The sequence below is a fragment of the Devosia sp. Root105 genome, from assembly GCF_001424865.1.
In the GTDB taxonomy this organism is placed as follows: domain Bacteria; phylum Pseudomonadota; class Alphaproteobacteria; order Rhizobiales; family Devosiaceae; genus Devosia_A.
Genome location: NZ_LMCR01000003.1, coordinates 21,513 through 44,718 on the forward strand (window position 1 = coordinate 21,513; position 23,206 = coordinate 44,718).

Sequence of the window (23,206 nt, forward strand, 5' to 3'; positions counted from 1 at the left end):
ATTACTTAATCGCCATAATTCTACCAAATACTGCTTAGCGGTAATTGAGACTTAACAAATAGCGCTGATCATCGTGGTCATCAGGGGCAAACAGCAATTCCGTGGACGCGGGGACTGTTTTCGGGCTGGGGCGACAGAACCGTCGTTCCCGCCGAGGTTGCGGTTTTGCCGCTGAAAACAAGACGTTACGTATCGCAGAAGCATACTTGTCCGGGGCCAGAACGAAGCCATGTCGCGACCATCAGCGCACCCGCTCCATTTGAGCGGCGACCTTTCCCTACGCAATATTTCCGAACTCCATACTCGCCTCAAGCAAGCTTTGGCCGAGCATCGGGCTATCGACCTCGACACCGCCGCCGTTGAGAGCGTCGATGTCGGCACGCTGCAGCTGCTGGTTTCGGCCACCAAGAGCGCTGTCGCCGACGATCGCACCCTCAGCCTTGCTGCCGATGCTGCGACGCCGATGGGCCGCGCTCTGGTGCGCGCCGGCTTCTTCACCGCGGCCGGCCGGCCACTGGTGACAACCCTTTCCTCCTGGACCCTGACGCGCGAGGCGGCATGAGCAAGACCATCCTCACCATCGATGATTCCGCCTCCATCCGGCAGATGGTCGCCATGACGCTGAAGAGCGCCGGTCTCACCGTGCTCGAGGCCGGCAACGGGCTCGAGGGCTACAACAAGGCCACCACCGAGACGGTGCACGCGGTGGTCACTGATCTCAATATGCCGGTCATGAACGGCCTGGAATTCCTGAAGAAGTTCCGTCAGCACCCCGCCGGTAAAGGCATCCCGGTGATCCTGTTGACCACCGAGTCCGACGAGGAGCTGAAGCGCCAGGCCCGCGAGGCCGGCGCCACCGGCTGGATCGTCAAGCCGTTCAAGCAGGACCAGCTCTTGGCCGTGATCAGGAAGGTGACTGGCGCATGAGCTCCGACCCCACCGACACTTTCCGGCAGGAAGCCCGCGAACTGCTCGAGCAGCTCGAGCAGGGCCTGCTCGATCTCGAGCAGAACCCTGGCGATGCCGACCTGGTCAATTCAGTGTTCCGGGCGCTGCACACCATCAAGGGTTCCGGCGCCATGTTTGGCTTCACCGATGTGGCGGCGTTCGTGCATGAGTTCGAGACCGCCTTCGACAAGGTGCGCAAGGGCCTGTCGCCGATCACTCCCGAGCTGGTCGCCGTGGCGCTCGACGCCAAGGACCACGTGCATCACCTGATCGAAACGCCCGACGCCGCGACCGATGCCGGCGACGCCATCCTTGCTGCCCTCCGCGGCATCGTCGAACCCGACCGCTTCCCGGCCGCGCCGATGGCGCAGAGCGCCACTGTTGCTGCCAATGTCGCGCCTCAGGTAACCGGCCGCTGGCGCATCCGCTTCAAGCTGCCCGAGGATGCGCTGGTGCACGGCACCAACCCGCTGCTGCTGCTCGGCGAAATCGCCGACCTCGGTTCCTGCGAGGTCACGGCGCTTATCGACAGCGTCCCCACCCTTGATGTGCTCGATCCCGAAGCGTGCCACCTCGGCTGGCAGGTCGACCTCGCCCATCCCGACCCCACCGCTGCACTCGACGATGTCTTCCTGTTCCTGAAGGATGGGATGGAGCTATCGATCGAACCGCTCGCGGCTGTCGTCGCGCCCGAGCCGATATCTTCGCCGGTGCTCGACATCCTCGCTGAGGATGTACCGGTGCTTGAGGCCGACGAACCCATCGCTGACGCCGCCCCGGTCCGCACCCAACGCGAGCCGAGAGAACCGAAGACCGAAACCGCCGAGCGCGCCTCGACGTCCTTGCGCGTGCCGGCCGAGCGGCTCGATGAACTGATGGATCGGGTCGGCGAGCTGGTCATCGCTCAGGCGCGCCTGTCGCAGATGGCGGCCCAGAGCTCCGACGGCAATCTGAAAACCATCGCCGAGGAGCTGGAGCGCCTGAGCTCAGGCCTGCGCGACACCACCATGGGCATCCGCATGGTGCCGATCGGCTCGCTGTTCTCGCGCTTCCGCCGGCTCGTGCACGACCTGAGCCGCGATCTCGACAAGGAAATCGAGTTCATCACCACGGGTGAGGACACCGAGCTCGACAAGACCATGATCGAGCGGCTCGCCGACCCGCTGGTCCACCTGATCCGCAACTCGGTCGATCACGGCCTCGAAACAGCCGAGCAGCGCATCAGGGCGGGCAAGCCGGTGAAAGGCACCGTGCGCCTCTCCGCCGTCTATGCCGGCGCCGAGGTGGCGATCTCGGTCACCGATGATGGCGCTGGGCTGAACGCCGCCCGTATCCGGGCCAAGGCGGAAGAGCAGGGGCTGCTGACGCCGGAGTCGCGCATTGCCGACCACGATCTGTTCCAGCTGATCTTCGCGCCCGGCTTCTCGACGGCGAAGGAGGTGACCTCGCTCAGCGGCCGCGGTGTCGGTATGGATGTGGTCAAGCGCACTATCGATGGCCTCCGCGGTAAGATCGAGCTCTCCACCAGGCCTGGCGAAGGCACCACGGCGACACTCCGCCTGCCGCTCACCCTGGCCATTATCGAGGGCATGCTGGTCCGCGTCGGCAATGGCCGCTACTCGATCCCGCTCTCGGCGGTCGAGGAGTGCGTCGAGCTGCCGGCCGAGGTCGCGACCCATTCGCGCGGGCGCAACTTCCTCGATATCCGCGGCAGCCTGGTGCCATTCCTGCGGCTGCGCGACCTGTTCAACACCCCGGGTGAGGCCGATACCCACCAGAAGGTGGTGATCATCTCGTCAGGCGAGGGCCGGGCCGGCCTGGTGGTCGACCAGATCATCGGCAACAATCAGACCGTCATCAAGCAGCTCAGTAAGCTCCACACCGACCTCGAGACCTTCTCGGGCGCCACCATCCTTGGCGACGGCACCGTGGCGCTGATCCTCGATACCTCGCGGCTGGTCTCCTACGGCCAGGCGCATGAGGAGAAATATCGCAATACCGAGGGGAGGGCCGCGGCATGACCGCCTTCACCGAACCGATGCGCGCCCTGACCCTCAGGCTCGACGACGAACTGTTCGCCATCGAGGCGCGGAGCGTCCGCGAGATCCTCGATCTGGTGCCGGTCACCGAGGTGCCCAACGCCTCGCCTTTCGCCGCCGGCCTGATCAACGTGCGCGGTCGCGTCGTGCCGCTCACCGATCTGAAGGTGGCCTTCGGCATGAAGAGCGCCGAACCCGACCAGGACACCCGCATCGTCGTCATCGAAACCGAGATCGAAGGCGAGCCGAGCGTTGTCGGCATTCTTGCCGACAAGGTCTACGACGTCACCGATATCGAGCCTGCCGCCATCGAGGAGGCGCCGCGCGTCGGCATGCGCTGGCGGCCCGACTACGTGCGCGGCATCGGCAAGCGCCGGGGCGAGTTCATCATCATCCCCGACATCCACCGCATCTTTGAACTAGAGGGCCGCAGAAGCGGCTCGCCTAACGCATCAGAAGAAAGGGCCGCATCGTGAGGCTAACTATCAAGGCAAAGCTGGCGGCCGTGTTCGGTGCCGTCATCGTCATGTCGGGCGTCAGCATGCTGATCGCGCTGCAGAACCTCGACAGGCTGAACCAGTCGCTCGACACCATCGTCAACGTCCGTGCCGCCAACACCATGGCGATGATGGAGGTGCAGACCCACCTCGAGTCGATCGGCTCGCGCCTGCGCGCCATGATCATCAGCGACGATGCCGCCGAGATCGCCGACTATGTTGAGAAGATCGGTGAGGATGGCGCCGAGATCGAGAAGTACTCGGCCTTCCTCAACGACAACGTCAAGGATGCCCAGGTCCGCGAGAGCCTCGATGAGTTCGCCGCGCAGACTGCGGCCTACAAGGTCGGCGCGCAGAAGGTGATGGATCTCGCCTCGCTCAACACCGATACAGAGGCGCTCGAGATCACCACCACCGATGGCAGCAGCGCGCTCGGCACGCTCGAGGAGGCGATGACGGCTCTCGTCACCGGCCTCTCCAACCGCGTCAGCGCTGGCGACCTCTCGGCCTTTCCCGCCTTCAAGGCGGCGTCCGAGGCCTTCATGACCATCACCGATGCTTTCCGCCAGCAGCGCAACGTGCTGCTCGCCTCCTCGCTCCCGGCCAAGCAGGACGAGTGGTATGCCGACTACAAGGCCGGCATCGAAGGCCTGGCCCAGCTGTTCCCCACCCTCGAGCGCACCGTTCCCGCGACGGAAGCCGGCCTGCTGAAAACCGCTCACGAGGCTTATGACGGCCTGGTCGTAGCCATGGACAAGGCGGTCGAGGTCTCGATCCAGCGCGGCGATTTCAACGCCCTGTTGGCTGCCAATGAAGCGGCTGAACTGCGCCGTGTCGCCAATGCGACGATCGACACGATGATCGTGCGCAACAAGGAGCTGCTCAACGCCGCCGACGATGAGGCCCGCCAGCTCTATGAGGGCGCAATGACCCTGCTGATCGGCCTGCTCATCGGCTCGGCCGTCATCGCCATCCTCGCTGCCCTGTGGATCGTCTTCTCGATCTCGAAGTCGCTCGGCGCCGCGCTTGGTCTCGCCAATGCGGTCGCCGGCGGCGATCTAAGCGCCGAAGCCAAGGTCAAGTCGAACGACGAGATCAAGGATGTGATCGACGCGCTCAACCTGATGACGCAGAAGCTGCGCGAAGTGGTGAGCGAGGTCACTGCTGCGGCCCGCAACGTCGCTTCCGGCAGCCAGGAGCTGTCGGCTACCGCCGAGCAACTGAGCCAGGGCGCCACCGAGCAGGCCTCCTCGACCGAAGAGGCGTCCGCCTCTATGGAAGAGATGGCCTCGACCATCAAGCAGTCGGCCGACAACGCCAGCCAGACCGAGAAGATCGCCCGCCAGTCGGCCGCCGATGCCAATGCCTCCGGCGAAGCCGTCGGCAATGCCGTCACCGCCATGCAGACCATCGCTGAAAAGATCATGGTGGTGCAGGAGATCGCCCGCCAGACCGACCTGCTCGCGCTCAACGCCGCGGTGGAAGCCGCCCGGGCCGGCGAACATGGCCGGGGCTTCGCGGTGGTAGCCTCCGAGGTGCGGAAACTCGCCGAGCGCAGCCAGGCTGCCGCCGCCGAGATTTCGACCCTCTCGGTCGACACGGTGAAGGCGGCGCGCTCGGCCGGCGACATGCTGAGTAAGCTCGTGCCCGATATCCGCCGCACGGCCGAACTGGTGGAAGAGATTTCCGCCGGCTCGCGTGAGCAGAATGCCGGCGCGGCACAGATCAACACCGCCATCCAGCAGCTCGACAAGGTCACCCAGCAGAACACCTCGGCGGCCGAGGAAATGTCGGCCACCTCCGAGGAGCTGGCCAGCCAGGCCGAGCAGTTGCAGAGCGCCATCAGCTACTTCCGCATCGACCAGGGCCAGCTGGCCCGCGTCGATGCCGCCAACGACCGCGCCCCGCAGCGCGCCCGTCGCACCGCCCAGTTGCAGGAAGAGATCCTCAGCAAGGCGCCGCACCTGACGCGCAAGAAAACTCCGGCCCGCGCCACCGGCGGCGGCTTCGACCTCGAGCTCGATGACATGGGCGACGATCTCGACAGCGAATTCACCCGCCGCGGCACTGCCTGATCCGACACCGACTGAGTCCGGCCGGGGTGTTCGCTCGCCCCGGCCAATCGCAGAACGCCGATCTTACTGACTGCAGATTTTGGGCAGAGGACCGCAGAAGCGGTCCGTGGGCTAGGGGGCCACGCCAAATGAGATTGACCATCAAGACCAAGCTGATCGCGGCCTTCACCACGGTCATCGTGCTCAGCGCCATCAGCATGGCCATTGCGCTGCTGAACCTCGGGGCGCTCAACAGCTCGTTCAACGCCGCCATGGAAGGCAACGTCAAGCGCATCCAGCTCGCTGCCGAGCTGGAGACCTCGACCCTCAAAGTGGCGCGCGACGAAAAGAACCTGATCCTCACCCAGGACCCCGGCGCCATCACGGCGCTGGTCACCCAGATGGACGGCGAGATCGACGCCGTCCACGCCGATACCGCGACACTGCGCGAACTCTCCAGCGAGGTCGGCAAGCCACTGGTCGACAAATTCGGCGCCGATTATGACGCCTACCTGGTCCAGCACGCCGAAGTGCGCCGCCTCTCGACCCTCAACCTCGATGCCGAAGCCTTCGCGCTCGCCGCCGGCAAGGCCGCCGAAGTCCGTGCGGCTTCGGTGGCCCGGCTCGATGAGATCGTCGCGCTCAACAACACCCAGCTCGACGAAGCCATCGCCAATGCCGAAGCCCTCTACGGCTCGTCTTCGCTGCTGCTGACCGCGCTGCTGGTTGGCTCGACCATCATCGCCATCAGCGCTGCCGCCATGATCATCATCGGCATCAGCCGCGGCCTCGGCAAGATCAGCCAGGTGGTCAGCGCCGTCGCTCTTGGTGATCTCGACCAGAACATCGAGATCAAATCCAATGACGAAATCAAGGATCTCGTTGCGACCGTCAACGTGATGACCGCCAACCTCCGCGCCACCGCCGCCATCGCCGACCGCATCGCCGATGGCGACTTGACTGTCGAGCCCAAGCCGCTTTCCGACCGCGACACGCTCGGCCTCGCGCTGCAGCGCATGGTCGAAAAGCTGCGCGATGTCATCGCCGAAGCCATCACCTCGGCCAACAACGTCTCCGCCGGTTCGCAGGAGCTCTCCGCCACCGCCGAGCAGCTGAGCCAGGGCGCCACCGAACAGGCCTCATCCACCGAAGAGGCGTCCGCCTCGATGGAAGAGATGGCCGCCACCATCAAGCAGTCCGCCGACAACGCGCTGCAGACCGAAAAGATTGCCCGGCAGTCCGCTGCCGACGCCATCGCTTCGGGCAGCGCGGTCAACGACGCCGTCGCCGCCATGCAGACCATCGCGCAGAAGATCATGGTGGTGCAGGAAATTGCCCGGCAGACCGACCTGTTGGCGCTCAATGCAGCGGTGGAAGCTGCGCGCGCCGGCGAGCATGGCCGCGGCTTCGCCGTCGTTGCCTCCGAGGTACGCAAACTCGCCGAGCGCAGCCAGGCTGCCGCCGCCGAGATTTCGACCCTCTCCGACACCACGGTGAAAACCGCGCAGTCGGCCGGCGAGATGCTGACCCGCCTGGTCCCCGACATCCAGCGCACGGCCGAGCTGGTCGAGGAGATCACCGCCGGAGCGCGCGAGCAGAATGCCGGCGCCAGCCAGATCAACACCGCCATCCAGCAACTCGACAAGGTCACCCAGCAGAACACCTCGGCGGCCGAGGAAATGTCGGCCACCTCCGAGGAGCTGGCGAGCCAGGCCGAGCAGTTGCAGAACGCCATCAGCTACTTCCGCATCGAGGCGAGCCGCGAGGTTGCTGCCGAAGCCGCCAAGAAGCCGGCGGCAAAGCGCAGCAACGCCATCCGCAGCGAGATCATGGCCAAGGCCCCGCACCTGAAGCCGCGGCCCCGTTCGGCCGGCAAGCCGAGCAGCAATGGCGGCTTCGATCTCGATATCGACGATGCCGGCGACGAGCTCGACAGCGAGTTCACCCGCCGCGGCGCAGCCTGAGGAGAGCCGCGATGGCCGAGAGAGCCCAGTACGTAACGCTCGGGGTCAATGGCGAGTTGTTCGCCGCCCCGGTGGACAAGGTCCAGGAGATCCTCGAGATGCGTCCGGTGGCGCGCCTGCCGCAGGCCCCCGCCAACCTGCTCGGGATGACCGATGTGCGTGGGCAGGGCATCCCGGTGCTCGACCTGCGCCTGACCCTCGGGCTGCCCGAGGCGGAGGACACCGAGAACACCCGTATCGTGGTGCTCAATGTCAGCGGCGGCGCCGGCCCGATGACCGTCGGGCTGCGCACCGACCGGGTCTTCGAAGTCACCGTGCTCGACGCCGCAGGGCTCGAACCGCCCCCGGCCATCTCGGGTAACTGGCGCGGCCACGCCGTCGCCGGCATCGGCCGCCGCAACGGCAGCTTCGTCACCGTGCTGGATCTCGACCGGTTATTGGGCAGCGTGGCTGAGGCGGCGTGATGTTGGGATTGACTGCCACCCCCCTCCCAACCTCCCCCACAAGGGGGGAGGTGCCCGCCAGTGCGCTGGGCACGACCGAGCCACACGCTCAACTCTTCACCTCCCCCTTGATGGGGGAGGCCGGGAGGGGGTGGGGCAGCGCGCGCCAGAACTCTCCGAGGGCGTCCAATGCCTAGCCTCGCCCAAAAACCCCAGCCCGACGACGCCGACGATCACCTCAGCGCGCTCGATTTCGGCCGCATTGCCAAGCTCATCGAAGGCGAGGCCGGTATCAAGCTGCCGCCGGGCAAGCGCCTGATGGTCGAGGGCCGGCTGCGCAAGCGCATGCGGGCGCTCGGCCAGCCCGATTTCGCCAGCTATTGCAGCTTCCTGTTCAAACAAGGCGGGCTCGAGCGCGAACTCACCCATCTGATCAACGCCGTCACCACCAACAAGACCGACTTCTTCCGCGAGGCCGAGCACTTCGATTTCCTGGTCGAGCACATGGTGCCCGCCCTGCTCAAGACCCGCGAGCGCAACCCGCTGCTGAAGGTCTGGAGCGCCGCCAGCTCCACCGGCGCCGAGGCCTATACCCTCGCCATGGTGCTCGATGACTTGGTGGCCCAGCGCAACGACTTCCGCTTCGCCATCCTCGGCACCGACATCTCCACCACCGTGCTGGCGCAGGGGCGTCGTGCCGTCTACCCGGCCGAAATGCTCGCGCCGGTGCCGCCCGAGATGCAGGCGCGCTACCTCATGCATGCGCGCCGCCCCGGCGCCCGTCGCGAGGTGCGCATGGTGCCCGAGCTCCGCCGTCAGGTGCGCTTCACCCATCTCAACCTGATGGACCAGACCTACCCGTTCGATCGCGATGTCGACGTGATCTTCCTGCGCAACGTGCTGATCTATTTCGAGAAGGCGGACCAGGACGCCGTCGTCGCCCGCCTCGTCGATCACCTCCGCCCCGGTGGCTACATCGTGCTGGGGCATTCGGAGTCGATGATTGGCACCTCGCTCGCCGTGCGGCAGGTCGCCCCCGCCGTGTTCCAGAAGCTCTGAGATCCCCTCGATGTCCGCCTCCGCCGAAACCGACCGCAAGATCCGTGTGCTGATCGTCGACGACTCCGCCGCCGTGCGCACCACGCTCTCGGACATCATCTCGTCCGACCCCGAGCTCGAAGTGATGGCGACGGCGGCTGACCCCTATATCGCGGTCGAGCGGATCCGCGCCGAAGTGCCCGATGTCATCATCCTCGATATCGAGCTGCCGCGCATGGATGGCATCACCTTTCTCAGGAAGCTGATGTCGCAGCGTCCCATCCCGGTGGTGATCTGCTCGTCGCATGCCGGCGAGGGCAGCGACACGCTGATCGAGGCGCTGGAAGCGGGCGCCGTCGATGTGGTGCAGAAGCCGCGCGTCGATACCGCCCAGTTCCTGCACGATTCCCGCGTCCGCATCTGCGAAGCGGCCCGCTCCGCTGCCCATGCAAGGCTCAAAGGGCGCGTCCGTCCCCCGGCGCCGAAACTCGCAGTCGAAAAGAAACTCACCGCCGACGCAGTGATCCCGCAGCGCTCCGCTGCCCGCGCCGCCTCGGCTGCCGCCTCGATGCCCACCACGGCGCCGGTGATCTGCATCGGCGCCTCCACCGGCGGCACCGAGGCGCTGCGCGATGTGCTCGAGGCGCTGCCCGCCACCACACCCGGCATCGTCATCGTCCAGCACATGCCTGAGCGCTTCACCGCCGCCTTCGCCCGCCGCCTCAATGGCCTCTGCCAGATGGAGGTGAAGGAAGCCGAGGATGGCGATGTGGTCGAACCCGGCCGCGTGCTGATCGCCCCGGGCAACCACCATATGTCGCTGCAGCGCTCGGGGTCGCGCTACACCGTCAGCATCGTCGACGGGCCGCACGTGTCGCGCCATCGCCCTTCGGTCGACGTGCTGTTCCGCTCCGCCGCCTATGCCGCCGGCAAAAACGCGCTCGGCATCATTCTGACTGGCATGGGCGACGACGGTGCCCGCGGCCTGCTCGAAATGAAACAGGCCGGCGCCGCCACGCTCGCCCAGGACGAAGAGAGCTCGATCGTCTTCGGCATGCCCAAGGAAGCCATTGCGCTCGGCGCCGCCGACAAGGTGGTCTCGCTCCGCCGCGTCGCCACCGAAATCACCACCTACGCCGCCCGTGCCCCGCAAAAGGACACCGCATGACCTCGTCCCCTGCCACTGAGCTCTCCGTTATCCTCTCGCGCGTGGCGGGGGAGGGGGCCCATGCAGAGCATGGGGGAGGGGGCGGACAGACTCTCAGGAGTGCTGACGCAGATCTCCTCTCGCCCCGCATTCTCACCCTCGCCGCCGACCTCGCGGCCCCCCGCGACGCCATCGATGGCGCCTTCGTCGCCGTTGGCGCCCGGCTTGCCGAGTGCGCCGAGATCCTGTCGCGCCTCACCGACACCTTCGAAACCCTGCCGGTCGATCTCGAAGGTCCGGACCTCGCCGAGGCCACCGATCGCCTCGCCGTGGTCGGCCGCCGTGCCGGCGAGATTTCCGTCACGCTCGGCGCCGAGCAGGCCGATCTCAACCGCCTCGTCGACGCGCTGCGCGGCGCTTCGCACCCGATCTCGGAGCTGCGCCGTACCGTCAAAATGATGGGCATCGTCGCCATCAATGCCCGCGTCGTCGCCGCCAGCGTCGTCACCGACACCGAGGATTTCGGCGTTTTCACCACCGACATCGCGCAGCTGTCGGACTCTGCCACGACCACCATCCAGCGCTTCTCGCGCACCTATGAAGCGCTCAGCATCGTCGTCGGCGAAGCCGCCACCGCCCGCGCCAGCTTCGAGCAGGCGCACCGCGATACGCTCTCGACTCTCGCCACTGAGCTCGAGCGCGACCTCGCCGAAGTCACCGAGCAGCGCCTCACCTCGGTCCGCTCCAGCGCCGTCACCGGCCAGATGTCCCGCGCCATCGCCGACAAGGTCGCCACCACCGTCATGGCCCTGCAGGTCGGTGATGCCACCCGCCAGCGCGTCGAACACGTCGAAGCCGCCCTCCGCGATCTCTCCACCCTTACCCTCCCCCGCGGGGCGGGGGAGGGGGCCCACGCTGAGCATGGGGGAGGGGGGAGCTCGACACTGAGTGACCCCATCACCGAACTGCAGCGCCAGCAGCTCGCCGGCGCGCGCGAAACCCTCGTCTTCGAAATGGCCTCTGGCGCCGAGGCGCTCACTCAGCTCGCCGACGACGTCGAAGCGGTGCTCGAGCATGCGCGCCAGGTCTACGGTTCGGCCGAGAACCGCTCGGCCCTTTCCGAACTGCACAGCGCCGTGCGCCGCGCCGTTGCCGTGCTGCGCGATTGCGAAAGCGAGCGCGAAAAACTCGATCGCGTCGCGGTCGCCGTCTCGGAGACAGTCGGCGTCCTGCTCAACCACGTCGAGGCGGTGCAGGAGATCGAGTACAAGATGCGCCTCGTCTCGCTCAATGCCGCGGTCAAATGCGCCCAGCTCGGCCCGCGCGGCCGTGCTCTCGACGTCATCGCCCAGCAACTCAGGACCCTCACCGGCGAGACCGTGGTTTCGGCGCATGAGGCGGTCGAACGGCTGAACGAAGCTGCCCGCTTCTCCGCCGCCTTCACCAACGCCACCGGCGCCGGTGCCGGCCGCGTTGGCGATCTGGAGCGCGAGGCTGCGGCCTCGCTCACCCAGCTCGAAACCGTCGGCATGCGGATGAAGAAGGCGCTGGTCGAACTCTACGACGACGGCCCCAAGGTCGCCGACCGCCTGCACCAGGCCGTCGACAGCCTCGCCAACCACGGCGCCATCTCGGAAGCCCTGAGCGATATCGAACTGGGGATTGCCGCTCTTATCCTCCCTCGTGGGGTGGGGGAGGGCGACCAAGCGCAGCTTGGTGGAGGCGAGCCCCCCTCTATCGAACTGACCGAGTTCCTCGCCACCCTGCGCAAGCGCTACACCATGGACGCCGAGCGCCGTGTCCACGACGCCTTCACCGGCATCGAAATCGCCCCCGAACCCGCCGCCGACACCGACGCCGCCCTGGACGACCTGTTCTTCTGAACGATTGCGTCCAGGTCAGGACGCTCGGCCCCCACACCCCCCGGCTGTCATCCCAGCGAAAGCTGGGACCCATCTCACGGCTCGCGCCAGCCGATAGTTGGGTCCCAGCTTTCGCTGGGATGACACCGCGCGTGGGGTGAAGCTGCGGATCGGCTCGACCACCGGCAGTCCCCAGCCTCCCTCGCCATACGGGAGAGGATCATGGCCCAACATGTGATTTGACGTAGCGGGAACTGGTCCGACATATATGCGTTTACACGTATACAGGGGCGGCGGGCCTCTCGTTACGTGAGTCTGTCGGGGGCCAATCCGATGAATGACTTGGATAACCATGAGCTCGTCGAGCTCATGTCGATGTTGCGCCGCAGCGACGAGAACGTCGATACGCAGCGCCTTACCAACTTCTCAGATGCGACGCTGCTCGCGGTCATCAACCCGTTGGGCGACGACCGGCTGGTGACCAACGTGCCGAGCTTCGTCGCAGTCCGTGCGGAACTGCGTCGTCGCGGCCTCTTACCGCGCGACCACTGACGAAAACTCATGGCCGGTCAGCAGGCTGGCGCCGGCGATGAGCACTAAAATCCACGCATCCTGGGCCATCTAGACTCTGGCGTTAACTTCCGGTAACGTTCCCAATAGATGCCGGGAACGGCACGGGAGGGTTGCATGGGCAGACGGCCCACCATCATTGATGTGGCAAGGCTTGCCGGCGTGTCGAAGAGCACTGCCGCACGCGCCCTCTCCGATTCCCCTGATGTCAACGACGCCACCCGGGAAAAGGTGCGCAAGGCCGCCATCGCCAGCGGCTACGAGCGCAACCACCTTGCGGTCGGCATGCGGTCTGGCCGCTCGGGCCTGTTCGGCCTCGTCATCCCCGATATCACCAACCCGTTCTGGGCCGAGGTCGCCCGCGGCGCCCAGGATATCGTCGGCGAGAACGGCGCTTCGCTGCTGGTCTTCTCATCGGACTGGGACCACGATCGCGAGGCCAGCCACCTGCGCGCCTTGCGCCAGGCCCGGGTCGAGGGCGCCATCGTCAACCCGGTCTCCGACAATGCCGAAGATTTCGGCCGCTTCGGGGTGCCCTTCTCGCTGATCGGCTCCAGCGCCGAGCGCTTCCCCGATACCCCAAGCATCGGCTCGGACATCCGGCAGGCCGTGCGGCTCGGGCTCGATCATCTGGTCGCCCGCGGCCACGCAGCGCCCGCCCTGATCCTTGGTCCGAAATCCCGCCTGGCTCGGGCCCGCTTCCTGCGTTCGGTGCATGAGCACTGCCTCGAGCGTGATATCGACCCGGCCGTGCTGCTGGTCGAAGATGGCGACTATACCTTCGAGGGTGGCCATGCCGCCATGCAGCGGCTGATGGCGCGCCAGCGCAGCGGCCATCTCACCGTGTTCTGCGCCAACGACCTGATGGCGCTCGGCGCCATGCTGGCAGTGCGCGAGGCCGGCCGCGAATGCCCGCGCGATGTCTCCATTCTCGGCTTTGACGGGGTGCCTGCTGGCGCCTTCTCCTGGCCCGGTCTCACCACCATCGAGAAGCCGGCGCGCGAGCTTGGCCGCCGCGCCGCCCAAGCGCTGTTCGATGAGATCGCCGGTCGTCCGCAGGATGGCCGCACCTATTTGCCGTGCCGCCTGATAGAGCGAGGCTCACTCGCCGATCTGACGGTACAAACGCCCCTGCGCGTCGCAGGAGCGGGGAGGAGCTAGAAGCATGTCGAGCGTCGAGCAAAACGCGACGGTCATTGCACGCGTCGCCGGGAACGTTCCCAGGTCGCAGCGCTTCGCCAATAGCGTTCGTCGCTGGTGGCCCTACTACGTCATGCTAGCCCCCGGCCTGCTGTTCTTCCTCGTCTGGCACTATTTCCCGATCTGGGAAGCCAAGATGGCATTCGAGCAGGTGCGGATCATCCCGCCCAATCTCTGGGTCGGGCTGAAGCACTTCCAGACGCTGTTCGCTTCGCCGGTGTTCTACCAGGTGCTGGCCAACACGCTGATCATCTCGACGCTGAAGATCCTCTTCGTCTTCCCGGTGCCGATCATCGTCGCGCTGCTCCTGAACGAGGTGCGGAGCGGGCGGCTCAGAAAATTCGTGCAGTCGGCGATCTACTTGCCGCACTTTCTGAGCTGGGTGGTGATCGCCGGCGTGTTCATCGCCATCCTGTCGCCGTCGGATGGCGCGGTGAACCAGATCACCGGCTTCTTTGGCGCCAAGCCAGTGGCCTTCATGACCGATGGCAACTCCAGCCGCTGGGTGCTGGTGTTCTCCGAGATCTGGCGTTCTGCCGGCTGGGACAGCCTGCTCTATCTCGCCGCCATCATCGGCATCGATCAGTCGCTCTACGAGGCCGCCGAGCTCGATGGCGCCAACCGCTGGCAGAAGGTCTGGCACGTCACCATCCCCGGGATCGTCCCCACCATCGCGACGCTGTTCATTCTCAACATGGGCATGTTCCTGTCGGCCGACCTCAACCAGGTCATCAACTTCCTCAACGACGTGAACCGCGGCCAGATCGATATCCTCGATACCTATGTCTACCGCATCGGTTTGCACACCGGCGAATACTCGCTCGCCACGGCCGCCGGCCTGTTCAAGGCGGTGTTCGGCATGATCCTCATCCTCTCTGCGCATTTCGTTTCGAAGCGCCTCACCGGCAAGGGAGTCTGGTGATGGCCGCGCCCCGTGGCACCGCGATCCGTCGCACCCCGCTCGAGCGCATCGAGTACGCCATCATCGTCACGACCCTGCTGGCGATGGTGGTGGTGATGCTGCAGCCGATCCTCAACTTGCTCGCCGTGTCATTCTCCGATCCGAGCCGGGTCGCCGGCAAGAGCGGCCTCGACATATGGCCGTCGGGCTTCTCGCTCGATGTCTGGATGCTGCTGCTGCAGCACCCCAACGTGCAGCGCGGTATCCTCAACTCGATCTTCATCACCGCCACCGCGACCTTTATCGGCGTCGTCGGCACGGCGCTGATGGCCTGGGGCCTGAGCCGGCCGAACCTGCCCGGCCGGCGGGTCATCTTTCTGCTGGTCCTCGTCACCATCGTGTTCGAGCCAGGCATCATTCCCGACTACTTCCTGATGAAGCGGATGGGCCTGCTCGACAGCTACTGGAGCGTCATCCTCTACAAGGCGGTGAACGCCTGGTACCTGATCATCCTGGTGCGCTTTTTCGAGGAGATCCCCGAGGAGCTGCTCGAGGCCGCCGAACTCGACGGCGCCAATGCCTTTCAGATCTTCTTCCAGGTGGTGCTGCCGCTGGCCAAGCCCGCTCTGGCGACCATCGCCCTGTTCTACCTGGTCTTCCACTGGAACGAGTTCTTCCGGGCGATGATCTACCTCAACGACCAGACCAAGTACCCGCTGCAGGTGGTGCTCAGGCAGTTCGTGGTCGAAGGCGACAAGCTCGCTATCGTCGGCGCCGACAACGCCGCCAACAATATCGGCGTGGCGCAGATCAACCTGAAGGCGCTGAAGGCCGGGATGATCATCATCACCATCCTGCCGATCCTCGCCATCTACCCGCTGATCCTGAAATTCTTCACCAAGGGCACCATGTCGGGAGCGCTGAAGGGATGATGGATTGCGCTGTCATTGTCGGCCGAAATCGGGTCATCCTGCCGCTCGAGGGCAAGGGAGAGCCGCATGACCGATACCGCGGTACGCCCGAAGACGCCCTGGCTGCGCAATACGATCTTCGTCCTCACCGGGCTGCAGATCGCCCTGTTCATCATCATCGAGGCCGACTTCCTGTTGCGCGCCCCGCAGATGGAACTGATCACCCGTTCGATGAGCCAGGGTTTCTCCCTCATGCTCATCGTGCCCTTCGTGATGATGACCATCCCGGCGCTGGTGCTCGCCATCCTGCGTCGCTGGCTGGTGCTGGCGCTGATCCTCGCGGTGCTGCCGATCCTCGCGGTATCGGGACTGCTCGCCCTCATCCACTTCCGCTAGCCGCGAGCGCCATCTCGTCAAACCCACCGGCCCCCACCTCCCCCTTGCTGGGGGAGGCAAGCGAAGCTTGTCGCGTCAGCGACTTAGCGAAGCTCGGAGGGGGTGGGGCCGACGCACTGGCCCAACCGCCATCCCATGAACAACAACAAGCATAACGGAGGAGAATCCATGCTTAAGACCCTGCTTCTGACCACCACGGCGCTGGCGCTCAGCCTGTCGCTGGCCATGCCGGCCAGCGCCCAGACGGTGATCCGCCTGGTATCCAAGGACCTGCTCTCGACCAACCCGCCCGACGTCGCCCATATCGAGCGCATCGAAGCGGCGCTGAAGGCCCAGGGCACCGATCTCGACATCCAGATCGTCGACCTGCCGTCTTCGGGCTACGCCGACGCACTCGGCGTCATGCTGCTTTCGGGCGATATCCCCGACCTGATCTACTTCCAGGGCGGCGATGCCAAGATGGCCGACCAGGGCATCCTCGAAGACTTGAACCCCTGGATCGAGAAGTCGCCCAACCTCAAGGCGGCGCTCTGGCCGCACAATGTCGAGCGCCTGAAGAACTACCCCTATCTGCTCTATGTCTATCCGCCGCGCGCCCCGCAGCCGGTGATCCGCAAGGATTGGCTGGAAAAGCTTGGCATCCCGGCCCCGACCACCGTCGATGAGTACGAGGCCTTCTTCAAGGCCATCCACGATGCCGATCTCGATGGCGACGGCACCCCGGGCAACACTTTTGGTGTCACCACCGCCGACAACACCAATGAGCTCGACTCGATCTTCAACCAGGCCTTCGGCATCACCGGCACCTGGATGAAAGACGCGGCTGGCGAGTGGGTGAGCTCGCGCATCACCGATGCCGAAAAGGCCAAGCTCACCTGGTACGCCAAGCTCGGCGCCGAGGGTCTCTACGACAAGGAATATGTCACCTCGAAGTTCGACGTGAAGGAAGACAAGTTCTACACCGGCAAGGCCGGCGTGATCTTCGGCTCCTCGGCAGAAGTCATCGACATCTATGGCGGCAAGATGCGCCAGGCACATCCGGAAACCCCGATCGAGCTGGCGCTGCTGCCGATCCCGTCGGGTCCGGGCGGCCAGGGGCTCTCGGCCACTGATGTCTCGAAGGAAAGCCGCGGCTTCGCCATCTCGACCACCTCTGAGCACAAGGAAGAAGTCGCAAAACTCCTCGACTTCATGGCGTCGACCGAAGGCCAGATGATGGACCGGATGGGCTTCGAGGGCGAGGAATACACCAAGTCCGGCGACACCTACACCATCACCGACAAGATGAGCACCTGGTACGCCCGCTTCTTCGCTGCCGCCAACTTCGTGCCGCCGGTGGAGTGGAAGTCGACCGCCGCCCAGGAGTCGCTGAAGAACATCACCACCTGGTTCAAGCCGGACAACGCCTTCGTCTGGCCGTCCGACTACGCTGCTGACCTCGACGCGACCGAGAACGTCTACCGCGCCTGGGTCTACAAGTTCATCTCCGGCGAAGCCTCGATGGACCAGTGGGATGCCTTCGTCGCCGAATGGAAGGCCGCCGGTGGCGACCGCCTCAACGAGTACGCCCGGACCAAGCTGAACGGCTAAGCCCGGACCACCGCATCCCGCCCGTGGCGTCCTCCCACGACCACGGGCGGGTGCGGTGACAGATTTAGACAAGCGGAAGTAGACCATCATGCCCACCTCACTTCGCGGCCGCGTCCGCGCCATGCTGCACGGCATCGCCCTGGGCGACGCGCTCGGCGCCCCGGTCGAAAAGCTCTCGGCTGCCGATATCCGGGCCCGCTATGGCCGGGTCACCTCGCTCGAGGCGCGCTGGCACAAGATGGATCTGCCGCCCGAGCAGCGAAATCACCGCATCCGCGGCAACGGCATCGTCACCGACGATACGCTGATGACCCTGGCGCTGATGGATATCTACGCCGAAACTAACCATCACCTCGACGCCTGGGACATGGCCGACGGCATGGTGCGCCAGATCGCCTGGACCCCCCGCTGGATTCCGGAGATGCAGCGCGAGGCCAACCTGATCGACCGCCTGTTCTACCCCGAAAAGTGGATCTTCCAGCGTCACCAGCTGGCCAATTGCGACCCCCGCCAGGGCGGCATCGGCAACATGGTCAACTGCGGCGCCGCCATGTACATCGCCCCGGTCGGCGTGGTGAATGCCTGTGATCCCAAGGCCGCCTATGACGAGGCCATCGCCTTCGCCCAGGGCCACCAGGAGAGTTTCGGGCTCGAAGCCGCCGGCGCCTTCGCCGCTGCCGTCGCCGCCGCCTTCACCCCAGGTATCGGCATTGAAGAGATCGTCGAGCGGGTCATTGCCCTCAGCAAGGACGGCACGCGCGAGGCGATCCGCGCCATCGCCGAAGTCGCTTCGCGGCTCAAGGGTGCCGAGCACGCCGAGGTGGTCGCCGCCTTTCACGCCGCCATCGCCCCGTTCTCGCCGATGGGCGACGACGTGAACCACACCAAGGCCCGCGCCGGCCGGCTCTCAATGGCTTACCAGCCGTCGCGGCTGGGCTCGATCGAGGAATTGCCGCTGGCGCTCGGCTTCGCCCTGGTCAATGGCGGCGACTTCCGCACTGCCATCGAGGACGGCATCAATTCCGGCCGCGACACCGACTCGATCGGCGTCATGGCCGGCGCCATCCTGGGCGCGCTGCACGGCGAGAGCGTCATCCGCGATGCTGACCGCCAGACCCTCGACAGCGCCAACCGCCTCGATCTCACCGCCGCTGCCGATCGCTTCACTGCGACCGTCACCGATATCCTTCTCGCCGACCGGCGGGCCCGCGAAGCTGCCGAACGCAGCCGCGACAGCCTCCTCGCCGATCTCCCGACCGCCAGCGTCGTCAATCTCTGACCACCGGACCGTTCATGCCCCTGACCACTACCGAAATCTTCGATCGCATCTATGCCGGCTTCATCGGCAAGGCCATCGGCGTCCGCCTGGGCGCGCCGGTCGAGCCGACCATCTGGAGCTATGACCGCATCCGCAACACCTATGGCGAGGTCACCCAGTACCTGCGTGACTTCAAGAATTTTGCTGCCGACGACGATACCAATGGCCCGGTCTATTTCATCCGCGCGCTGCGCGATTACGGCTTGAAGGCCACCGCTGCCGATGTCGGCCGCACCTGGCTGAACTATGCCGCCGAGGAACACGGCATGTACTGGTGGGGCGGCTTCGGCAATTCCACCGAGCACACCGCCTACAAGAACCTCAAATCCGGCATGGAGGCGCCGGAGTCCGGCTCCATCGCCACCAACGGCACCACTGTCGCCGAGCAGATCGGCGGCCAGATCTTCATCGACAGCTGGGGCTGGGTGAACCCGGGCAATCCGACGCGTGCCGCCAAGATGTCGGCCATGGCGGCTTCCGTCGCCCATGACGGCGACGGCCTCAACGGCGCCCGCTTCTGCGCCGCCGCCATCGCCCAGGCCTTCGTCGCCAAATCCATCGACGAGATCGTCGAAACCGGCCTCTCGACCATCGATGCCAGTTCGACCTACGCCCGCGTCGCCCGCGCCGTCATCGACTTCCACAAGGCCAACCCGACCGACTGGCGCCTTTGCCGCGACATGCTGACCGCCGATTGGGGCTATGACCGCTATCCCGGCGTCTGTCACATCATCCCCAATGCCGGCGTCACCGTGATGGCCATCCTCTACGGCGCGGGCGAACTGACCCGTACCGCCGAGATCGCCACGATGGCCGGTTGGGACACCGATTGTAACGCCGGCAATGCCTGCGCCATCGTCGGTACCTTCCAGGGCGTACAGCCGAGCTGGGACAAGTATCGCAAGCCCATCAACGACTTCGTCATCGCCTCCGGCGTCATCGGCACGCTCAACGTCGTCGATATCCCGAGCTTTGCCCGCGAGCTCACCGTCCTCGCCCTCCGCCTCGACGGCAAGGAGCCGCCGGCGCCGTGGGTCGAGGATTTCGAGCGTCGTGGCGTGCGCTTCGATTTCGACGCGCCGGGCGCCACGCATGCCTTCCGCACCGAGCCGTTCAACCAGATCGAGGTGAAGTCGGCGACCGGCAAGCAGGGCCCCAACTCGCGCGGCGCGCTCGAAGTGCTGCTCGATCGGCTCGAGCGCGGGCAGGGCGGTCGCATCTTCTGGAAGCCGTTCTACCGTCGTGCCGATTTCGACGACGAGCGCTACCGCCCGATGTTCACTCCGCTCGCCGATGCCGGCCAGACGGTGAAGTTCAAACTGCAGCTCGACCCCTGGAACGGTGACGGTAACCTTCGCGTCGCCCCCTATGTCCGCCGCGCCATTTCCGGCGAGATCGTCGAGACCGGCGCCTGGCACGTCCCGAGCTCCGCGGGCTGGCAGGACTACGAGTTCACGATCCCCGAGGGCGACGAGGCGATCGACGAGATCGGCGTCTTGGTCGAGTATTTTGGGCGCCTGAAGTTCCTCGGCCGGCTCTACCTCGCGGAGTTCTCGGTATCGGGGAAGGGCAGGCTCGCCATCGACCCCAGCACCGAAAAGCAGGAATGGGGCGGCATCACCCGCTTCACCTGGAACCGCGGCCACTGGTCGCTGCAGGACGGCGCCATCCACGCCCACACCGCCGAGGACGCCGACGCCTGGACCGGCAATGGCTATCTCCGCGACGTCACCGTCAGCGCCGACCTGACCCCGCTCGCCGGCAAATCCCACCTCGTCGCCGCCCGCGTCCAGGGCACGTCCCGCTTCTATGCGGCCGGCTTCGAGAATGGCGAAGCCGTAATCCTGAAGCAGGACCATGGCACCATGGTACTGGCCCGGACGCCGTTCGCAGTTAAGCCGGGCGAGGCGCACAAGCTGGCGTTGACTGTGGTCGGCGATAAGCTGACGCTCAGCGTCGACGGCAAGGAGCGGATCTCGGCGACCGACGGCCAGTTCCGCTACGGCCAGGCCGGCCTGCGCATGGCCTCGGCAGGGCGAATGACTGTGGCGCGGCTGGAAGTGGTCGAAGTCTGATGTTCGGGCGTGTGGCCACCCCCACCCTTGATCCCTCCCCACAAGGGGGAGGGAGACGCGCACCGCAGTTTCGGTTCTTGCTTGTCCCTCCCCTTGATGGGGAGGGTAGCGCAGCTTGGCCGCACCAGCGGCCTAGCGAAGCTGGGTGGGGTGGAGCAGCATGACCCAACCTATCCCCTTCAACCCCCTCGCCACCGGCCCGCTCGACGGCATCCGGGTCATCGATCTCAGCCGCCTCGTCGCCGGCAACATGCTGTCGCTGCAGCTCGCCGATTTCGGCGCCGACGTCATCAAGATCGAGCCGCCGCAGGGTGATCCGTTGCGCGAGTGGCGCGATGACGGGCACTCGCTCTACTGGAAGACCTACGGCCGCAACAAACGCTCGGTGCAGCTCAACCTGCGTGAGGCCCCGCACATGGCGGCGCTCAAGGCGCTGCTCGCGACCGCCGACGTCTTCATCGAGAATTTTCGTCCTGGCACGCTCGAGGAGATGGGCCTCGCGCCCGACGCGCTGCTCGCCGCCAACCCCAACCTCATCGTCGTCCGTATCTCCGGTTTCGGCCAGACCGGGCCTTACGCGCAGTTCCCCGGCTTCGGCACCATCGTCGAGGGGATGAGTGGCTTTGCCTACCGCACCGGCTTTCCGGATCGCGAACCGGTGCTGCCGCCGCTGGCGCTGGCCGATATGATCGCCGGGGTCTACGGCGCCAACGCCACCGTCACGGCGCTGTTCGCCCGCTTCCGTGGGCGTGCCAAGGGGCAGGTCATCGATCTCAGCCTGCTCGAACCGATGTACTCGGTGCTCGGTCCGGAAGCCGCGATCTTTCAGGTGACCGGCAAGGTCAAGGAGCGTTCCGGCTCCGCCTCCAACACCGCCTCGCCGCGCAACGTCTATCGCTGTTCCGACGGCAAGTATGTCGCGCTCTCGGGCTCCACCCCGCAGGTCGCCCGTCGCATCTTCGAGGTGATCGGCAAGCCGGAGATGAACAGCGATCCGCGCTTTGCCACCAACTCCGACCGGGTGAAGCATCGCGACCTCGTCGATGCCGCGGTCGGCGAATGGTTTCTGCATCACAGCCATGACGAGGCGCTCGCCATTATGCGCGAGGCCGGCGCCACCGTCGGCCCGATCTATTCGATCGCCGATATCGCCGCGGACCAGCATTTCATTGACCGTGGCATCATTGTCGATGTCGAAGACAAGGATTTCGGCGCCCTGCCGATGCACAACATCCTGCCGCGCCTCAGCGAAACCCCCGGCACCTTCCGCCGTCCGGCGCCCGACCTCGGCGAGCACACCGCCGAAGTGTTGCGCGAAGCCGGCGTCGATCCTGCTACGGTACTTGGATGAAGCTCCGCTCCCTCCTCTACGTTCCGGCCCATTCCGAACGCTTCGTCGCCAAGGCGCATGAGCGCGGCGCCGACGCCATCGTCCTCGACCTCGAGGATGCGGTGCCGGAGGCTGACAAGGATGCGGCGCGGGCCAGCCTCGCGGCCACGGTTCCTGCCGTCAGCCGCAACGGCGCCGCGGTTTTCGTCCGTATCAACTCCGGTGCTCGCCAGCGCGAGGATGCGCTCGCGGCCTGCCGTGCCGGCGCCACCGGCGTGATGGTGGCCAAAGCCAGTTCCTCCGCCGCGCTCGATGCTCTCGCCGGCGCATTGCGCGCCGAAGAGGCTAAGCTCGGCCGCCCCGCCATGAGCTTCCTGGCCCTGATCGAGGGCGCCGCCGCGCTGCTCGACGCTCGCGTCATTGCCGCCAATCACCGCGTCATCGGCCTGCTGCTCGGCAGCGAAGATCTCGCCACCGAGCTCGGCGCCACGCCGACGCCGGAGGTCCTGCGCCATCCCAAGCTGCTGCTGCATTACGCCGCCAAGGCGGAGCAGAAGCTCAGCTTTGGCCTCCTGCAATCGAGCGCCGACTACACCGATCTCGAAGCGCTGGCCGCTGCCGCCGCCGAGGCCAAGGCGCATGGCTTCGATGGCGCCACCTGTGTCCATCCTTCCGCCGTCGCGGTATTGAACGCTGGTTTCTCGCCGAGCGACGCCGAGCGCGACTGGGCCCAACGGGTCGTCGCCGCTGCAGCGGAGCATGCCGGCGCCTTCCAGCTCGATGGCCGGATGGTCGACGCCCCGATTGTTGCCCGGGCGCGGAAGATACTTGGGAGTTAGTGCGCCGTTGGGGGCACCACCTGCTCCACCCACTCGATGTCATCCCAGCGAAAGCTGGGACCCAACTCACCGCTGGCTCGGGCT

Annotated in this window: 20 protein-coding genes; all 20 read left to right on the forward strand. The window is 66.0% G+C overall.

Going from position 1 to position 23,206, the window contains the following annotated elements; all coding sequences use genetic code 11:
• Nucleotides 1-229 precede the first annotated feature (229 nt).
• The 20 genes from ASC68_RS06235 (at nucleotide 230) to ASC68_RS06330 (ending at nucleotide 23,122) form a co-directional block, all read left to right on the forward strand.
• On the forward strand, nucleotides 230-562 hold the full coding sequence (locus tag ASC68_RS06235; protein WP_082527957.1) for an STAS domain-containing protein: 333 nt from the start codon (nucleotides 230-232) through the stop codon (nucleotides 560-562).
• The gene (locus ASC68_RS06240) at nucleotides 559-927 is read left to right on the forward strand and encodes a response regulator (RefSeq protein ID WP_055876504.1); all 369 of its coding nucleotides are present in this window, start codon (nucleotides 559-561) and stop codon (nucleotides 925-927) included. Before ASC68_RS06235 ends, ASC68_RS06240 begins: the two co-directional genes overlap by 4 nt.
• Nucleotides 924-2,969, forward strand: coding sequence for a chemotaxis protein CheA (locus ASC68_RS06245; RefSeq protein ID WP_055876507.1), 2,046 nt, complete (start codon nucleotides 924-926; stop codon nucleotides 2,967-2,969). Before ASC68_RS06240 ends, ASC68_RS06245 begins: the two co-directional genes overlap by 4 nt.
• Nucleotides 2,966-3,463, forward strand: a complete 498-nt coding sequence (locus ASC68_RS06250; RefSeq protein WP_055876510.1) for a chemotaxis protein CheW — start codon at nucleotides 2,966-2,968, stop codon at nucleotides 3,461-3,463. The genes ASC68_RS06245 and ASC68_RS06250 overlap by 4 nt, the downstream gene beginning before the upstream one ends.
• Entirely contained in the window at nucleotides 3,460-5,559 is a 2,100-nt protein-coding gene (locus ASC68_RS06255) for a methyl-accepting chemotaxis protein (protein WP_055876513.1), read from the forward strand. The genes ASC68_RS06250 and ASC68_RS06255 overlap by 4 nt, the downstream gene beginning before the upstream one ends.
• Nucleotides 5,560-5,687: 128 nt before the next feature.
• A complete protein-coding gene (locus tag ASC68_RS06260) occupies nucleotides 5,688-7,502 on the forward strand; it encodes a methyl-accepting chemotaxis protein (protein ID WP_055876515.1) in 1,815 nt (604 codons plus the stop codon).
• A gap of 11 nt (nucleotides 7,503-7,513) precedes the next feature.
• Entirely contained in the window at nucleotides 7,514-7,966 is a 453-nt protein-coding gene (locus ASC68_RS06265) for a chemotaxis protein CheW (RefSeq protein WP_055876517.1), read from the forward strand.
• A gap of 168 nt (nucleotides 7,967-8,134) precedes the next feature.
• Nucleotides 8,135-9,004, forward strand: a complete 870-nt coding sequence (locus ASC68_RS06270) for a protein-glutamate O-methyltransferase (RefSeq protein WP_055876519.1) — start codon at nucleotides 8,135-8,137, stop codon at nucleotides 9,002-9,004.
• A gap of 10 nt (nucleotides 9,005-9,014) precedes the next feature.
• Nucleotides 9,015-10,151, forward strand: coding sequence for a chemotaxis response regulator protein-glutamate methylesterase (locus tag ASC68_RS06275; protein WP_055876522.1), 1,137 nt, complete (start codon nucleotides 9,015-9,017; stop codon nucleotides 10,149-10,151).
• A complete protein-coding gene (locus tag ASC68_RS06280; RefSeq protein ID WP_055876525.1) occupies nucleotides 10,148-12,013 on the forward strand; it encodes a hypothetical protein in 1,866 nt (621 codons plus the stop codon). The genes ASC68_RS06275 and ASC68_RS06280 overlap by 4 nt, the downstream gene beginning before the upstream one ends.
• A gap of 312 nt (nucleotides 12,014-12,325) precedes the next feature.
• The gene (locus ASC68_RS06285) at nucleotides 12,326-12,544 is read left to right on the forward strand and encodes a hypothetical protein (protein WP_055876528.1); all 219 of its coding nucleotides are present in this window, start codon (nucleotides 12,326-12,328) and stop codon (nucleotides 12,542-12,544) included.
• 135 nt (nucleotides 12,545-12,679) lie between these two features.
• Entirely contained in the window at nucleotides 12,680-13,723 is a 1,044-nt protein-coding gene (locus tag ASC68_RS06290) for a LacI family DNA-binding transcriptional regulator (RefSeq protein ID WP_156384620.1), read from the forward strand.
• A 4-nt stretch (nucleotides 13,724-13,727) separates the two neighbouring features.
• Nucleotides 13,728-14,684, forward strand: coding sequence for an ABC transporter permease subunit (locus tag ASC68_RS06295; protein WP_082527958.1), 957 nt, complete (start codon nucleotides 13,728-13,730; stop codon nucleotides 14,682-14,684).
• Nucleotides 14,684-15,595 (forward strand): carbohydrate ABC transporter permease, encoded by a 912-nt coding sequence (locus ASC68_RS06300; RefSeq protein WP_055876534.1) that lies wholly within the window; start codon nucleotides 14,684-14,686, stop codon nucleotides 15,593-15,595. The genes ASC68_RS06295 and ASC68_RS06300 overlap by 1 nt, the downstream gene beginning before the upstream one ends.
• A gap of 66 nt (nucleotides 15,596-15,661) precedes the next feature.
• Entirely contained in the window at nucleotides 15,662-15,970 is a 309-nt protein-coding gene (locus tag ASC68_RS06305) for a hypothetical protein (protein WP_055876537.1), read from the forward strand.
• A 168-nt stretch (nucleotides 15,971-16,138) separates the two neighbouring features.
• The gene (locus ASC68_RS06310) at nucleotides 16,139-17,560 is read left to right on the forward strand and encodes an extracellular solute-binding protein (protein WP_055876540.1); all 1,422 of its coding nucleotides are present in this window, start codon (nucleotides 16,139-16,141) and stop codon (nucleotides 17,558-17,560) included.
• Nucleotides 17,561-17,648: 88 nt separating this feature from the next.
• Nucleotides 17,649-18,839, forward strand: coding sequence for an ADP-ribosylglycohydrolase family protein (locus tag ASC68_RS06315; protein WP_055876543.1), 1,191 nt, complete (start codon nucleotides 17,649-17,651; stop codon nucleotides 18,837-18,839).
• Nucleotides 18,840-18,853: 14 nt separating this feature from the next.
• The gene (locus ASC68_RS06320) at nucleotides 18,854-20,953 is read left to right on the forward strand and encodes an ADP-ribosylglycohydrolase family protein (protein WP_055876547.1); all 2,100 of its coding nucleotides are present in this window, start codon (nucleotides 18,854-18,856) and stop codon (nucleotides 20,951-20,953) included.
• A gap of 160 nt (nucleotides 20,954-21,113) precedes the next feature.
• Nucleotides 21,114-22,304 (forward strand): CoA transferase, encoded by a 1,191-nt coding sequence (locus tag ASC68_RS06325; RefSeq protein WP_055876550.1) that lies wholly within the window; start codon nucleotides 21,114-21,116, stop codon nucleotides 22,302-22,304.
• A complete protein-coding gene (locus tag ASC68_RS06330) occupies nucleotides 22,301-23,122 on the forward strand; it encodes an aldolase/citrate lyase family protein (RefSeq protein ID WP_055876553.1) in 822 nt (273 codons plus the stop codon). The genes ASC68_RS06325 and ASC68_RS06330 overlap by 4 nt, the downstream gene beginning before the upstream one ends.
• Nucleotides 23,123-23,206 lie beyond the last annotated feature (84 nt).